We start from the raw sequence: 15297 nt of genomic DNA, 5'->3' as shown, positions 1-15297 counted from the left end.
TCCATGTCAGGAACGCAAGCTAAATTCGCCAGCGGCTAGATATCCAGCACTTCCGTCTCGGCGAATTCGGCGCGTTCCTGGATGAAGCGGAAGCGAGCTTCGGGCTTGGTGCCCATCAGCTCATCGACCCTGTCCTTGGTGGCAGAATCGATTTCGTTCACATCGACCCTGAGCAACGTGCGCTTTCTCGGGTCCATGGTGGTTTCCTTGAGCTGCGCAGCCATCATCTCGCCCAGGCCCTTGAAGCGGCCGAGCTCGACCTTGCCGCGGCCGGTGAATTCGGTGCGCAGAAGCTCGTCCTTGTGCGCGTCGTCGCGGGCGTAGGCGACCTTGCCGCCTTGCCTGATCGAGTAAAGCGGCGGCACCGCCAGGTAGAGATGGCCGCCGCGCACCAGCGCCGGCATCTCCTGGTAGAAAAAGGTGATCAGCAGCGAAGCGATGTGGGCGCCGTCGACGTCGGCGTCGGTCATGATGATCACGCGGTCGTAGCGCAAATCCTCGTCACGGTACTTTGACCGCGTGCCGCAGCCGAGCGCCTGGATCAGGTCCGATATCTGCTGGTTGGCGGCCAGCTTGTCATTGCCGGCGCTGGCGACGTTGAGGATTTTTCCACGCAGCGGCAAGACGGCCTGGCTGGCGCGATCGCGCGCCTGCTTTGCCGAGCCGCCCGCGGAATCGCCTTCGACGATGAAGAGTTCGGCACCTGCCGCCGCGTTCTGCGTGCAATCGGCGAGTTTGCCCGGCAAGCGCAGCTTGCGCACAGCGCTCTTGCGCGACACCTCTTTTTCCTGGCGGCGGCGCACCCGCTCATCGGCGCGCGCGATCACCCAGTCGAGCAGCTTCGAGGCTTCCTGCGGATTGTCGGCCAGCCAATGGTCGAACGGGTCACGGATCGCGGTCTCGACGATGCGTATCGCTTCGATCGTCGCCAGCCTGTCCTTGGTCTGGCCAACGAATTCCGGCTCGCGGATGAACACCGACAGCATGCCGGCGGCCGAGATCATGACGTCTTCCGAGGTGACGATCGACGCGCGTTTGTTGCCGACCAGGTCGGCATAGGCGCGCAGGCCGCGCGTCAGCACGTTGCGGAAGCCGGCCTCGTGGGTGCCGCCTTCACCGGTCGGGATGGTGTTGCAGTAGGAATTGATGAAGCCGTCGCCGCCAAACCAGGTCACCGCCCATTCGAGCGAGCCATGGCCGCCTTGCTTGTCGCTCTTGCCGGCGAAGATTTCGCGCGTCACCTGGAATTCGTCGCCGAGCGACGCTTTCAGATAATCCTTGAGGCCGCCGGGGAAATGGAATTCCGCCTTGGTCGGTGTCTGATCCTTTTCCTTGATCAGGGAGGGATCGCAGGTCCAGCGGATTTCGACGCCGCCGAACAGATAGGCCTTCGAACGCGTCATACGGTAGAGACGCGCCGGCTCGAATGCCGCGCCCTTGCCGAAAATCTGCTCGTCGGGGTGGAAACGCGTCCTGGTGCCGCGGCGGTTGTGCACCTCGCCCAGGTGCTCCAGACCGCTTACCGGAATGCCACGTGAAAAGCGTTGGCGATAAAGCTGGCGGCCGCGCGCGACTTCGACTTCGAGATGATCCGACAGGGCGTTGACGACGGAAACGCCGACGCCGTGCAGGCCACCTGATGTCTCATAGACCTTGGAATCGAACTTGCCGCCCGAATGCAGCGTCGTCATGATCACTTCGAGCGCGGGCTTCTTGAATTTCGGATGTGGATCAACCGGGATGCCGCGGCCATTGTCGGTGACAGTGAGATAACCGTCGGCTGAAAGCTCGACATCGATGAAGGTGGCGTGGCCGGCAACCGCTTCGTCCATCGAATTGTCGATGACCTCGGCGAACAGATGGTGCATCGCCTTGTCATCTGTGCCGCCGATATACATGCCCGGCCGCCGGCGCACCGGCTCCAGGCCTTCGAGCACCTCGATGTCGGCCGCGCTGTAACCCTCGCTGCCATCCTTGGCCGCGGCCGGGCGCCTGGCGGCCGCTTGCACCAGCGGGTCGGCCGGGCGCGCCGGCGTGCGAACCGGTTGCTGCTGCTTGCCCAGATTGCCGAAGAGATCGTTGTTGTCGTCCATGCCAACCATAGGGTCCGGTGCTGCGAATCACTCGTCGATACTGCCACGCTTTTTGGCGCCAGGCGACGCAGGTTCCTGTTACGTTCGGGGATTTAACCCCTCTTACCTTAAAACCATTCGATAACCAAGCAGGCGGAAATCGGTCGAATGCCACCGCACAAGATTCCCGATTCTTTACCAATGCGGACTAGCGTGAGCCCAACATAACAAGAAACGACGGGCATCAGGGGTTTCGGCGTGAGGGGCAAGGCCATAACGATGATCGGCATCGCCGCCGTTTTCGGCGCGATCTCGATCTTTGCTGCGGATTTCTGGGTCAAGAGCCAGGCCAAGGCCGATGCCCAGGAGAAAACGGCGTCGATCTCCGCTCCAGCACCCAAAATAGAGTTCAAGACCATCGTGGTGGCCAATGCGCCGTTGCGATATGGCATGGAGCTCGACCGCTCCAAGCTCAGCGAAATCCCGTGGCCGCAGGAGTCCCTGCCGCAGGGCGCCTTTGCCACCATCGATGGATTGCTTGGCGAAGGCGGCCGGGTCGTGCTGTCGCCGATCGAGGTCAACGAGCCGTTGCTGCTCACCAAGCTGTCGGGACCGAACGGCCGCGCGACGCTGTCCAATATGCTGACACCCGGAATGCGGGCGGTCACCATCCGCACCGACGAGATCGCCGGCGTCGGTGGCTTCGTCACGCCGGGCGACCGGGTCGATGTCGTTCTGACCCGCGATGCCGGCGAAATCCAGGAAGTCGCCAAGAACGCTCAAGGCGCGGCCGGCTCGACCATCACCTCGGAGATCGTCGTTGCGGACGCCAAGGTGCTGAGCGTCGGGCAGGGCGCCGACGAGCGCCAGACGACCCCGCAGGTGGCCAATTCCGTGACCCTCGAGGTGACGACCGAAGGCGCACAGAAAGTGGCGCTTGCCCGCACGGTAGGCACGCTGTCGCTGTCGCTGCGCTCCGCCAGCGAAGGCGGCGACGGCAAGAACGGCGTCACCACCATCTCGTCCTTCGGCGGATCCGTGGCTTCCAATGCCCAGGCCGCCGCCGGCTCCTTGTTCGATGCCATCGCCAAGGAGCCGGAGAAGCCGAAATTCAAGACGGTCATCGTGACGCGCGGCACGCAGGCCGAGGAATACCAGGTCCCTTCGCGGGACCAGAAGTAAAGACCGGTGGGGACCGGACGGGACGGGATCATGGTGATGCACACCCTATATCGAATGACGAATCTGTCGCGTTTCGCGCGCGCCTTGGCCATGGCGGCTTCACTGGCCGCGAGCGGCATGCTCGCCTTGGCTGGCGCGGCCAGGGCGGACAACGACATCGTCTATGTCTCGTCGACCAGGAATGCCTCGATCAAGGTCGCGAAGGGCAAGCCCAAGACGATAATGACGAGCGCGGCCTTCTACCAGATCGTCATCGGCGATCCGGAGATCGCCAACGTCAACCCGCTGACCGACAAATCCTTCTATGTGCTGGGCAACAATCTCGGCACCACCGGCATTGCGCTGTTCGACGAGAAGAAGCAGCTCGTCGGCACCGTCGACATCGAAGTGACGCTCGACACCGACCAATTGGCGAGCACCATCCGTGCCAGCGTGCCGGACGCCAAGATCAAGGTGGGTTCGGCCAATGGCCGCGTGGTGCTTTCGGGCGAGGCCGATGACGCGGTCGCTGCCGAAAAGGCCAACAAGATCGCCACCCGCTTCTCCGGCAATGAGGAGGTGATCAATTCGGTCAATATCTCCTCGTCGCAGCAGGTCCAGCTCAATGTCCGCTTCGTCGAGATCAATCGCCAGGCCGGGCAGGACCTGGGTGCGAAATACAGCGCCAATTTCGCCTACGGCTTCGGCGGTCGCGATGTCTCTCTCGATCCGGGCTCGGTGCCGGCGGCGGGGACTGGCGAGATCATTGGCCGGCTGCTGTCCAATGGCGTCTCGATCGATATCGCCATCAAGGCGCTGGAGGAGCGCGGCCTTGCCCGAAGGCTGGCCGAACCGAACCTGATCGCCCGATCCGGCGAAACAGCGAGCTTTCTCGCCGGCGGCGAATTCCCGATCCCGGTTTCCGAGGACAATGGCAAGATCTCCGTCAGCTACAAGAAATACGGCGTCAGCCTGGACTTTACGCCGACCGTGCTGAAGGACGGGCTGGTCAGCCTGGACATCGCGCCGGAGGTCTCCTCGATCGACGCTTCGGCCTCCTACAATATCGGCAACATTTCGGTGCCGGGGTTCATCGTGCGCCGCGCCAAGACCTCGGTCGACCTGAAGAACGGCCAGAGCTTCATGATCGCCGGGCTGCTGCAATCCCAGAACGACATCACCACGTCGCGCATTCCCGGTCTCGGCAAGATGCCGGTGCTGGGGTCGCTGTTCTCGTCCAAATCCTATCAGCGGCGCGAGACCGACCTGGTCATCATCGTCACACCCTATCTGGTCAAGCCGGTCGACCCGTCGAAGAAAATGGCTGTGCCGACCGATGGCACGCAGCCCGCCAGCAACGTCGACTATTTCCTCAACAACACCGAGGAGGTGAAGGCGTCGGACACCAACCGTGCGCTGGCGCTGGCTGACGGCAGCGCCGTGCGAGGCGCTTCCGCGACCAAAGTCGGTCATTTCCTCGACCTGCCGAAGGACTGAAATCATGCGTCTGGTCCTGAGATCGAGCATCACCCTGCTTCTTGCCGGTTTGGCAAGCGGCTGCACCAGCGACGACTATGTGCGCAGCGAAGGCGTGACGTCAGTCGCCGGTGAGGCGCAGGCCGCCAACACCGTCATGCAGATGGTCGACCCGTGGAAGTATGGCGTCCAGAACACGAGGCTTCTCGTGCCCGCCAAGCGCGGAACCGCCGAACCGGTCACACCCGATCAGGCGGCCGGCGCCAAGGCGGCGCAAACGACCACCGGCAACTGATCCAGACGGCGATCGACCTCACAGGCGGCGAGAATGGCAAACAGCACCAAGAAAATCCTGCTCGTATCGACAGACCGGACCTTCGCGCAGGACACGAAGACGGCCTTTGCCGCCTCCGAGATCATCCAGCTCATGACGGTTGAGAAGAACGTCACCGAGCTGCGCGGCGAGGTCCAGGAGGCGGAGTTCGGCGTCGTTATCGTCGACATGGATGCGGCGAAGCTGGAAGAAATCGAGTCCCTGCAGCGCGTCATGCGCCGGCTCGAGGGCAAGGCACCGGTGGTCGTGGTCACCCAGGAGTTCAACGCCGCCGCCGTGCGCATCCTGGTGCAGCTCAAGGTCGCCGACTTCCTGGTCAAGCCGATCACCACGGCCGACCTCGTGCGTTCGGTCGTGCGAGCGTTGCAGGGGCCTGGGCGCGAGGAAAACACCGAGTCGCAGATCTATACATTCATGCCCGCCGCCGGCGGCGTCGGCACCACGACGCTGGCGCTGCAGACCGCGTTCCAGCTGCACCATTCGGTGACGCGCGGCGCCTCGACCTGTGTGGTCGACCTCAATTTCCAGCAAGGTGCCTGCGCCGAATATCTCGATCTGGAGCCGCGTTTCGACATCACCGAGATCGAGAACCAGCCCGAGCGCCTCGACCGGCAATTGCTCGATGTGATGCTGTCCAAGCACGCCAGCGGACTTTGCGTGCTGGCGGCGCCGACGCATCCAGCCGAAATGCGCTCGTTCAAGACCGATGTGGTGGTGCGCATGCTGGACCTTGTTTCGGCCTATTTCGACAATGTCGTCATCGACATGCCGCGCACCTGGTTTCCCTGGACGGAAACGGTGCTGCTCGGTTCCAACAAACTCTACATCGTTGCCGAAATGACGGTACCGTGCCTGCGCCATACGCAGCGGCTGATCCAGGCCGTCTACGAGACCGCCGGCAAGGAAGTGAAGCCGAACGTGATCGTCAACCGTTTCGAGCAGAAGATGTTCGACAACGGCATCAAGCAGGCGGATGTCCAGGAAATCCTTGGCGAGCATTTTGTCGGCGGCATCGCCAACAACTACCGGCTGGTGCGCGAGGCGGTCGACCGCGGCGTGCCGCTGCACGAGATCGATCCCAATGCCAATGTCGTCAACGACCTGAAGAAGATCATCCTCCCGGAAGAGGCAGTGGCAACCGCGAGCAGGTCGAAGTCGCTGTTCGGTTTCGGCAGGGGCCTCTTGAAAAGGAAAGCTGGATGACCAGCCGTTTCTCAACCCTGCAGAACCGCGACGCGCGCCCGCAGCGTCCGGCGGAATCAACACCGGTCGCGCATCATGCCGTCGTCATCCCGACCAGCCGAAAGGCTTTGCCGGCGAAACCGGAAGCAGCACCGGCAAAGAATGCCAACAAGGTGCTCGATGCCCGTGTGCGCATCCACCGGATGCTGCTCGAGGAGATCAATCTGGTCGCGCTGGAGCGCTTGCCCAAGGATGAAATGCGCCGGCAAGTGCACGATTTCGTCTCGGAAAAGACCCGCCAGGAGCGGATGGCGATCAACACCGCCGAACTCGACGCGCTGGTCGACGATATCGTCGACGAGATGGTCGGCCTCGGCCCGCTCGAGCCGCTGCTCAAGGATCCCGACATCAACGACATCCTGATCAACGGTCATCAGAACTGTTTCGTCGAAAAGAAGGGCAAGCTGCAGCAGGTCCATATCCCGTTCAAGGACGAGGCGCATCTGCTTAGAATCGTCAACAAGATCGTGGCCGCCGTCGGCCGCCGGGTCGACGAATCGCAGCCGATGGTCGACGCTCGCATGCTGGACGGCTCGCGCTTCAACGCAGCCATCCGCCCGGTGGCCGTAGACGGTCCGCTGGTGTCGATCCGCAAGTTCTCCAAGAACAAACTTGGCCTGCACAGGCTGGTCGAATTCGGCGCCATTACACAGAACATGGCCGAAGTGCTGGCGGCGGCCGTGCATGCCCGCAAGACGACAATCATTTCGGGCGGTACCGGCACCGGCAAGACGACGATGCTCAACGCACTGTCGGCCTTCATTCCGGAAGACGAGCGGCTGATCACCATCGAGGATGCGGCGGAGCTTCAATTGCAGCAGCCGCATGTCGCGCGCATGGAAACGCGCCCGGCCAACATCGAAGGCCATGGCGAGCTCAAACAGCGCGACCTGGTCAAGAACGCGCTGCGCATGCGTCCTGACCGGGTCATCCTCGGCGAGTGCCGCGGCGAGGAAGCCTTCGACATGCTGCAGGCGATGAACACCGGCCACGAAGGCTCGATGGCGACCATCCACGCCAACACGCCACGCGATTGTATTTCGCGCCTGGAGCAGATGCTGGGCATGACCGGCATGCCAATGACGGTGCAGTCGATCCGCAGCCAGATCGCAAGCGCCATCGACATCATCGTCCAACTGACCCGGCTTTCCGACGGCAAGCGCAAGGTGACGAGCGTCGCCGAGGTGACCGGCATGGAAGGCGATGTCATCCAGATGCAGGAGATCTTCCGCTTCGTGCGCACCGGCATGGAGGCCGATGGCAAGATCCTTGGCTACTACGAGGCGACCGGCATACGGCCGCGTTTCCTGGAAGATCTGCGCGCGATGGGCATCGAATTTCCCGGACGTTATTTCGAACCCGGCCGGCCGCAGGAGTAGCCGGGGTGTTCGACGGGTTCAGCGCGATCTATGTCGTCTATGCCGGGGCCGCATTGACCGGCATCATGGTCGCCGAAGCGGTGTACCTGCTCTATGCCGGCCGTAGCGACAAGCGAACCGCCATCAACCGGCGCATGAAACTTCAGGAAAACAAGATCAGCCAGGAGCAGGTGCTGATCCAGCTGCGCAAGGAGCGCGGTCTCGACGCGGGAACGTCGCTGTTCTCGCCCGACCGGTTCCGTGCCCTGCGCACGCAGTCGGGCATGGTCATGCCGCTCTCGAAATTCCTGATGATCACCTGCGGCGTGGCGATGGCCGTGGCCCTGTTCGCCATCTCGCGCGGCTTGCCGCTGTTGATGGGGCTCATCCTGGTTGTCGTGCTGATGCCGCTACTGCCGGTCATGGCGATGCGCTCCATGCGCAAGCGCCGGCTCAAGCGTTTCGGCATCCAACTGCCCGAGGCACTGGAACTGATCACGCGCGGCCTCAAGGCCGGTCACCCGGTGCCGGTGGCCATTGCCATGGTGTCGCGCGAGATGCCCGATCCGATCGGCACGGAATTCGGCGTCATTGCCGACGAAGTCACCTATGGTTCCGACCTTGTCTCGGCGCTGAACTCGCTTTTCGACCGGGTAGGCCACGAAGATTTGCCGCTGTTCGTCACCGCCGTATCGATCCAGACCAGCTCGGGCGGCAATCTGCGCGAAATCCTCGACGGGTTGTCGACGACGATCCGCGAACGGGGCAAGCTGCGCCGCAAGGTGCGGGCCATTTCGAGCGAAGGCCGCCTGTCGGCCTACATTTTGACGGCCGTGCCGGCGCTGCTGTTCACCGCGATCATGGCCATGATGCCGGGATATTACAGCGACGTCTGGGGCGTTCCGAAGACATGGTACATGATCGGCGGATCGGTTAGCTGGCTGATGCTGGGCAATCTGATCATGTTCAAGATGTCGAACTTCAGGTTCTGACATGCAAGGCGTCATCGAATTCCTCGCCTCCCTCGCGCCGACGTCGCTGATGCCGGTCGCCATGCTGTTGCTGGCCGTGGGGGCCGCGGCGGTCGCCTGGCCGATGGTGGCGGCGAGGGGCGACCGCAACGAGGTCATGCGCCGGCTCAAGGTCGACCACGGTCCGGTGGTGGCCAAGCCCGAACCCGCGCAGAAGAAGAACAGCGGCGTCGTGCGCGAAAAAGCGGTGAAGAGGGCGCAGGAATTCTACGCCAAGAGCGACCCGGAAAATGTCGCCCGCCTGCGTTTGAAGCTCATCCAGGCCGGCTACATGGAGCCGCGCGCCGTCGGCATGTTCTTCCTCATCCGGTTCACGGCAATGATCGGCACGACGTTCGCCGTCTTCGTGCTCAACCGATGGATGGCCAGCCCGGACGCGACCATGACCAGCCGGTGGACCTTCATCATCCTGTCGGGCGCTGCCGGCTATTTCCTGCCGGGCCTGGTGCTGACCCAGAAGGTGCGGGAAAAGATGCGCGAATACCGCAACGGCTTCCCCGATTTCATGGATCTGATGATCGTCTGCTCCGATGCCGGCATGAGCATGGAAGCGGGCGTCGAGCGCGTTTCCAAAGAACTCGCCAGGACCTATCCTTCGCTCAGCCAGAACCTGCAGCTCGTATCGCTCGAGCTTCGGGCGGGGCGCAGCCTCGACGACGCGCTGAAGGCGCTCGCCGATCGCCTCAGCCTCGACGAGGTACGCTCCTTCGCCACGCTCCTGCAGCAGTCGAAGGAACTAGGCACCAGCCTGTCGGGCGCGCTCAGGGTGTTTTCCGATGAAATGCGCCACAAGCGCATGTCGCTGGCCGAGGAGAAGGCGCATGCCTTGCCGGCAAAGATGTCCGTGCCGGTCGTGGTCTGCATCCTGCCGGTGGTGCTGATGATCGCTGTCATTCCCATCATCGTCAAAATGACGGGTCACTAAAGGGCGCCACGTCGACGGAATCAGGCATGCAAACATCCGTCGAAGTGATACATCGGGACCCGCAAAGCCCGTAATAAGCGAGAAGTCGATGCGAATACTGTTGCCCGCCCTCTTGCTGGGCCTCGCCGCGGCCAGCTTGCCGCCCGCCCAGGCCGCGGCCGGCGATTGCGGTGATGCTGCCGCCTTGGTGCAGCAGGCCTATCCCAAGGCCCGCAAGAGCGCCGATGGCGCCTCGTTCACACTTGAACCTCACACCAGCATCGCCCTGACGCCTCCGGACTACGACACGCCAAGGCTGGTCTGCAAGATCTGGCCCGCCCATGACCAACTGCTGTTGGTCGCGGTACCGCTGATCGACAGCGCCCAATCCGTCGACGGCATGCATATCGGCGATATCGAGCTTCTGGTCGTCGACAGGAAGAACCAGCAGGTGCGCCAGCGCCTGCTGCAGCCCGGGCTGATGAACGATGATGCCATCGCCATCCGCGGCATCGGATTCGATACAGGCCGCTATCAGCTGGCGCCCAAAATCACCGCCTTCGGCCTGCGCATCGACATGGCAACGCATTCGCAGGCCAATCCCTTCAGGGAAACCGACCTGCGACTCTATGCCCTCGACGGCGATACGCTACGGATGGTGCTCGATGGCCTCGACGTGGCCGGCTTTGGCGGCGAAGGCGATACCAATTGCGCCGGATCCTTTCATTCTAGCCAGGTCAGCCTGGCGATGAGCCGGGCAAGCCATCAGGGCTATCACGATATCACCGTGACCGAGCGAATGGATACCGACGAACCCGCTCCCGACAAGAATGGCGAGTGCCAATCCCACCCCGGCAAGTCCGTGAAGCGGACTTACCGGCTGCGCTATGACGGCAACCGCTATCAGCTTCCGGCGACGCTCAAGGCCCTGGAGCCGTGAGAGCGCCGCTGGCGATGGTTAATGGCTGGTGTGCCGGAAACCAAAACTTAGGCGCATTTCGGCACCGAAGCTTAATCGCTGTGCTGTAGTGTCTTTCCCTGAAGAACGACCCGGCAAATCGGGCGACGGGGCAGGGAATGCGTCAGATAAACTTTGCGGCGGTGGCCACGATGGCGGCCGTCCTGATGATCACCGGGTGCACGACGAACAATAACGTCGACACGACCAAGACCACCGCGATCCAGCCGGCAGCCAAGGATGTCGACACATCCGACCTGGCGCAAGGCAAGGCACAGTTTCGCGATGCCAACTATGGTCTTGCCGAAGCGCATTTCCGCAAGGCCGTCGAACTGAAGGCCGACAATGCCGAGGCCTGGATGGGGCTTGCCGCTTCCTATGACGAACTCGGCCGCTTCGACTTCGCCGACCGCGCCTATGGCCAGCTTGTGAAGGTCGCCGGCCGCAAACCGCAGATCGTCAACAACATGGGCTATTCGCAACTTTTGCGCGGCAACAAGAAGAGGGCCAGGGCGCTGCTGCTGGAGGCGAAGGCCGGCATGGCCGATCCAACCGTTGTCGACGCCAACCTCGCCTTGCTGAACAAGGGCTGATGCCGTTGATCCTCGCGCCGGCCAGGGGTGCGGTTTCGGGACAGGTGGCATCGACGCTTTGTAAACCGTATCCGCAGGTTGGGTCGAAAGATCGCCTGAAAACCATGTCCGAGGGCTGCCGCTGACCTAGAATGCGGCGCAACCGCCGATGCTCGAGAGGCCCCGCCCGATATGCTGGACTTCAGTTCGCTCCTGCTCGCAGCCGCGCTGTCGGGCGTCTGTCTCAGTGTCACCATGTTCGCGATCTGGGCCACCGCGCCGCGGGCCAGATTCGTGCTGACGGTGGCATGCGGCATTCTCGTGCTCGTCGCGCATGTGATCCTGTTCTGGCATTATACCAGGGAGCCCGATCCGCTGCTTTGCCAGGTCGCGCTGGCGCTGCTCAGCCTGGGTTTTCTGATTATCTGCATTTCGGCCATGCAATATCTCGGTGTGCCGGCCCACAGGCGTGCGATTGCTCCGACATTTGCCGCCATGGCTGTCTGTGCGGCCGTGACCTTCATGGGCCTTGACGGTATCGGTTTCGTGATCACCTACGCGACGGTTACCGCGCTGCTCTCGACGATCGGGGCCATGTTCTGGATCAACGGCAGTCATGATCGCCGCATCCTGCTGGTGGTGTCGTTCCTGAGCGGCACCTGTGCGCTGTCGTTTGCCCTTTGCGGCGTGGTTCTGATGACCAAAGGGCAGTGGACGCTCGGCGTCGCGCCCGACAATTGGGCCGAACGCCTCAACTCGGTCGTGGCGGTGGCCTGTATGACCGGCCTCGGCGCATTGACGCTTTCGCTCCATCATTTGCAGGCGCAGATCGAGCTCAAGGCCGAGACCATGACCGACCCGTTGACCGGTCTGATGAACCGTCGCGGTCTGACGTCGCTTTATGGCGAACGCACCTTCGGCCCGTTCATGGCGATCGTCATGTTCGATCTCGATCACTTCAAGCGGACGAACGACATCTATGGACACCCGGTCGGGGATCAGGTCCTGCGCCGCTTCGCTGCAGTCATCAGGAAATATGCCAGAACCGGGGTCGACGCCTTTCGCCTGGGCGGCGAGGAGTTCGCGATCGTCATGTCGAGGATGACGGAAGAGCGCGCCTATGATCTTGCCAGCAAGATCGGCGTCGCTTTCGGCACGGAAGTCGTGCCCACCCCGCTCGGCCCCTTGCGCAGCACGGTCAGCGGCGGGATTGGGTTCGGCGAGGCCGACGGCAGCACCCTCGACGAGGTGCTGGCCAGGGCCGATTCCACGCTCTATGCGGCCAAGCGTGCCGGGCGAAATTGCGTCATCAGCCGCAACGGGATGGACAAGGCCGACCCGGTCAAGCCGGCCTTGCGCTCCGCGTAGCTATTCGGCCGCACCCAGATAGTCCGACAGCGGCGGGCAGGAGCAGACCAGGTTGCGGTCTCCCGCGACATTGTCGATGCGCGATACCGGCGGCCAGTATTTTGCCGCTGTGTCGGCATCGCCGGCGGGATAAGCCGCCTCGAGGCGCGAGTAAGGGTGGGTCCATTGACCGGCCAGCGCCTCGGCCGATGTGTGCGGGGCGTTGACCAGCGGATTGTCGGCCAAAGGCCATTCGCCTTTGGCCACTTTCGCCGCCTCGCCGGCAATGGCGATCATGGCCTCGCAGAAGCGGTCCAACTCGCGCTTGGGCTCGGACTCGGTCGGTTCGACCATCAGCGTGCCGGCGACCGGAAACGACATGGTCGGCGCGTGGAAACCATAGTCGATCAGGCGCTTGGCGATGTCCTCGACGCTGATGCCGGCGCTCTCCTTGAGCACGCGGGTATCGAGAATGCATTCATGGGCGACACGATCGCTCCTGCCCTTGTAAAGCAGCGGGAAGTGCGGCGCGAGCCGCGTCGCCACGTAGTTGGCGGACACGATCGCCGTCTCGGTCGCCTGCTTCAGGCCGGAAGCGCCCATCATGCGGATGTACATCCAGGTGATCGGCAGGATGGAAGCGCTGCCGAAGGGAGCGGCGGCCACGGCATGCGCCGAGCCTTCGGTGACATGGCCGGGCAGATAGGGTTTCAGATGGGCCCTGACGCCGATCGGACCGACGCCCGGTCCGCCGCCGCCATGCGGGATGCAGAAGGTCTTGTGCAGGTTCATGTGGCAAACGTCGGCGCCGATGTCCCCGGGACGGGCAAGTCCGACCAGGGCATTGAGGTTGGCGCCGTCGAAATAGACCTGGCCGCCATGCTCATGGATGAGCGCGCAGAGGTGGCGCGCGCCTTCCTCGTAGACGCCATGCGTGGACGGATAGGTGAACATCAGCGCCGCGAGATTCCTGGAATGCTCGTTGGCCTTGGCGCGCATATCGTCCATGTCGATGTTGCCGTCTTCCAGGCAGCGCACGACGACGACGCTCATGCCGGCCATCGCGGCACTCGCCGGATTGGTGCCATGCGCGGAGGAGGGGATCAGGCAGACGGTGCGATGGCCCTCACCACGCGAGCGGTGATAGGCGCGGATGGCGAGCAGCCCGGCATATTCGCCCTGGCTGCCGGCATTGGGCTGCAAGGTCACGGCGTCGAAGCCGGTGATCTCCGACAGCCAGCCCTCCAGTTCGCCGATCATGGCGCGGTAGCCGGCCGAATGCGCTGATGGCGCGAAGGGATGCAAATTGGCGATTTCCGGCCAGCTCACCGGCATCATTTCCGCCGCGGCGTTGAGCTTCATGGTGCAGGAGCCCAGAGGGATCATGGCGCGGTCGAGCGCCAGGTCCTTGTCGGCCAGCCGGCGCAGGAAACGCATCATCTCGGTTTCCGACTTGTTCTCATGGAAGACCGGCTGGGTCAAAAACTCCTTGCCGCGCTGCTTGCCGGGCACCGTGCTGTCGGCGGAAGAAGCAGCCTTGGCGTCGAACAGAGCCGCGATCGCCTCGAGATCGGCATCGGTCGACGTCTCGTCGAAACTGATGCCGACATGGTCGGCGTCGAGCACACGCAGCAGCCGGCCGGTCTTTTCGGCGGCGGCGGCGATCCGGGCGGCCTTACCTTTGACCTCCACCGTCACCGTATCGAAACGGCTGGAGCCGAGCACCGATACACCCGCGGCCTTGAGGCCGCTCGCCAGGCGGTTGGCCAGTGTATGGATGCGCCCGGCGAGCGCCTGCAGGCCCGCCGGGCCATGCCAGATGGCGTATGCGGTCGCCATGTTGGCAAGCAGCGCCTGCGCGGTGCAAATGTTGGAGGTCGCCTTGTCGCGGCGGATATGCTGTTCGCGCGTCTGCAAGGCAAGGCGATAGCCGGGACGGCCCTTGCTGTCGGTCGACTGGCCGACCAGGCGGCCGGGCATCAGCCGTGTCAGCTTGTCGGAGACGGCGCAATAGGCGGCGTGTGGGCCGCCAAAGCCCATAGGCACGCCGAAGCGCTGCATCGGGCCGACGGCAATGTCGGCGCCGAGTTTCGCCGGCGCGTCGGCCAGCGTCAGGCCAAGCGGGTCGGCGATGAAGACGATAATGGCGCCGGTGGCGCGCGCTTTTTCGATCGCCGCCTTGTGGTCGCCATAGACGCCAAAAGTGTCCGGCCAGGAGACGAGCAGGGCGGCGGTGTTGTCGTCGATCGTCTCGCCGTCGATCTCGATGCCGAGCGGCTCGGCGCGGGTACGCACCACGTCCAGCGTCTGCGGGTGCGGCGTGCCGGCGAGCGCCACCTTGGTGCGCTTGTCGCGGTGGTGGCGCAGCGCGATGCCGACCGCTTCGGCGACCGCCGTCGCCTCGTCGAGCAATGAAGCCGATGCCACCGGCAGGCCGGTCAGTTCCGTGACCAGCGTCTGGAAGTTGAACAGCATTTCGAGCCGGCCCTGGCTGATCTCGGCCTGGTAGGGCGTGTAGGCGGTGTACCAGGCCGGATTCTCGAACAGATTGCGCTGGATGACCGGCGGCACGTGGACGCCGTGGTAACCGGCGCCGATAAAACTCTTCAGCACGGTATTCCTTGCCATGATCGTCGACAATTCGGCGAGCGCTTCGGCTTCGCTGGCCGGCGCCGGCAGGGCCAGCGGCTGATCGAGGCGGATCGATCTCGGCACGGCCTGGCTGATCAGCGTCTCGACCGAGGGAACACCGAGAACGGCAAGCATGGCTCTGACGTCGGCAAGGCCGGGGCCGATATGGCGGGCCGAGAAGGGGTAGGGTGCTGCGGTCATGTCAATAAAT

Annotated in this window: 12 protein-coding genes; 10 read left to right on the top strand and 2 right to left on the bottom strand. The window is 63.5% G+C overall.

What is annotated here, in order from left to right:
* Positions 1-35 precede the first annotated feature (35 nt).
* Positions 36-2093, bottom strand: a complete 2058-nt coding sequence (gene parE / locus O7A70_RS11680) for a DNA topoisomerase IV subunit B (protein ID WP_337140503.1) — start codon at positions 2091-2093, stop codon at positions 36-38.
* 237 nt (positions 2094-2330) lie between these two features.
* On the opposite strand from parE, the gene cpaB reads away from it, so the two are divergent.
* The 10 genes from cpaB (at position 2331) to O7A70_RS11630 (ending at position 12476) form a co-directional block, all read left to right on the top strand.
* Positions 2331-3254: a Flp pilus assembly protein CpaB gene (gene cpaB / locus O7A70_RS11675; RefSeq protein ID WP_337140502.1), complete on the top strand. Its 924-nt coding sequence runs from the start codon at positions 2331-2333 to the stop codon at positions 3252-3254.
* A gap of 90 nt (positions 3255-3344) precedes the next feature.
* Positions 3345-4730, top strand: a complete 1386-nt coding sequence (locus O7A70_RS11670; RefSeq protein ID WP_337140566.1) for a type II and III secretion system protein family protein — start codon at positions 3345-3347, stop codon at positions 4728-4730.
* Between the two features lie 4 nt (positions 4731-4734).
* Positions 4735-5004: a hypothetical protein gene (locus O7A70_RS11665; protein ID WP_337140501.1), complete on the top strand. Its 270-nt coding sequence runs from the start codon at positions 4735-4737 to the stop codon at positions 5002-5004.
* A 33-nt stretch (positions 5005-5037) separates the two neighbouring features.
* Positions 5038-6246 (top strand): AAA family ATPase, encoded by a 1209-nt coding sequence (locus O7A70_RS11660; protein WP_337140500.1) that lies wholly within the window; start codon positions 5038-5040, stop codon positions 6244-6246.
* On the top strand, positions 6243-7664 hold the full coding sequence (locus tag O7A70_RS11655; RefSeq protein ID WP_140718238.1) for a CpaF family protein: 1422 nt from the start codon (positions 6243-6245) through the stop codon (positions 7662-7664). Before O7A70_RS11660 ends, O7A70_RS11655 begins: the two co-directional genes overlap by 4 nt.
* A gap of 5 nt (positions 7665-7669) precedes the next feature.
* Complete coding sequence (locus O7A70_RS11650; protein ID WP_027145008.1) at positions 7670-8635, top strand: type II secretion system F family protein; 966 nt, start codon at positions 7670-7672, stop codon at positions 8633-8635.
* A 1-nt stretch (position 8636) separates the two neighbouring features.
* Positions 8637-9599: a type II secretion system F family protein gene (locus O7A70_RS11645; RefSeq protein WP_140752424.1), complete on the top strand. Its 963-nt coding sequence runs from the start codon at positions 8637-8639 to the stop codon at positions 9597-9599.
* A gap of 88 nt (positions 9600-9687) precedes the next feature.
* A complete protein-coding gene (locus tag O7A70_RS11640; RefSeq protein ID WP_337140499.1) occupies positions 9688-10518 on the top strand; it encodes a hypothetical protein in 831 nt (276 codons plus the stop codon).
* Positions 10519-10655: 137 nt separating this feature from the next.
* Positions 10656-11129 (top strand): hypothetical protein, encoded by a 474-nt coding sequence (locus O7A70_RS11635; protein ID WP_337140498.1) that lies wholly within the window; start codon positions 10656-10658, stop codon positions 11127-11129.
* Between the two features lie 171 nt (positions 11130-11300).
* Complete coding sequence (locus O7A70_RS11630) at positions 11301-12476, top strand: GGDEF domain-containing protein (protein WP_337140497.1); 1176 nt, start codon at positions 11301-11303, stop codon at positions 12474-12476.
* Here O7A70_RS11630 and gcvP read toward each other — a convergent pair whose 3' ends face one another.
* Positions 12477-15287, bottom strand: coding sequence for an aminomethyl-transferring glycine dehydrogenase (gcvP, locus tag O7A70_RS11625; RefSeq protein WP_337140496.1), 2811 nt, complete (start codon positions 15285-15287; stop codon positions 12477-12479).
* Between the last annotated feature and the right edge of the window lie 10 nt (positions 15288-15297).

The organism is Mesorhizobium sp. Cs1299R1N1 (assembly GCF_037179655.1).
In the GTDB taxonomy this organism is placed as follows: Bacteria; Pseudomonadota; Alphaproteobacteria; order Rhizobiales; family Rhizobiaceae; genus Mesorhizobium; species Mesorhizobium salmacidum.
This window is presented reverse-complemented; position numbering and strand designations above follow the sequence as displayed.

Excerpts from the sequence above, each read along its gene's own strand:
- parE (WP_337140503.1), bottom strand. The coding sequence starts at position 2,093 with ATGGACGACAACAACGATCTCTTCGGCAATCTGGGCAAGCAGCAGCAA.
- O7A70_RS11670 (WP_337140566.1), top strand. The coding sequence starts at position 3,345 with ATGGCGGCTTCACTGGCCGCGAGCGGCATGCTCGCCTTGGCTGGCGCG.
- O7A70_RS11655 (WP_140718238.1), top strand. The coding sequence starts at position 6,243 with ATGACCAGCCGTTTCTCAACCCTGCAGAACCGCGACGCGCGCCCGCAG.
- O7A70_RS11635 (WP_337140498.1), top strand. The coding sequence starts at position 10,656 with ATGCGTCAGATAAACTTTGCGGCGGTGGCCACGATGGCGGCCGTCCTG.
- O7A70_RS11640 (WP_337140499.1), top strand. The coding sequence starts at position 9,688 with ATGCGAATACTGTTGCCCGCCCTCTTGCTGGGCCTCGCCGCGGCCAGC.
- O7A70_RS11665 (WP_337140501.1), top strand. The coding sequence starts at position 4,735 with ATGCGTCTGGTCCTGAGATCGAGCATCACCCTGCTTCTTGCCGGTTTG.
- O7A70_RS11660 (WP_337140500.1), top strand. The coding sequence starts at position 5,038 with ATGGCAAACAGCACCAAGAAAATCCTGCTCGTATCGACAGACCGGACC.
- O7A70_RS11630 (WP_337140497.1), top strand. The coding sequence starts at position 11,301 with ATGCTGGACTTCAGTTCGCTCCTGCTCGCAGCCGCGCTGTCGGGCGTC.
- gcvP (WP_337140496.1), bottom strand. The coding sequence starts at position 15,287 with ATGACCGCAGCACCCTACCCCTTCTCGGCCCGCCATATCGGCCCCGGC.
- O7A70_RS11645 (WP_140752424.1), top strand. The coding sequence starts at position 8,637 with ATGCAAGGCGTCATCGAATTCCTCGCCTCCCTCGCGCCGACGTCGCTG.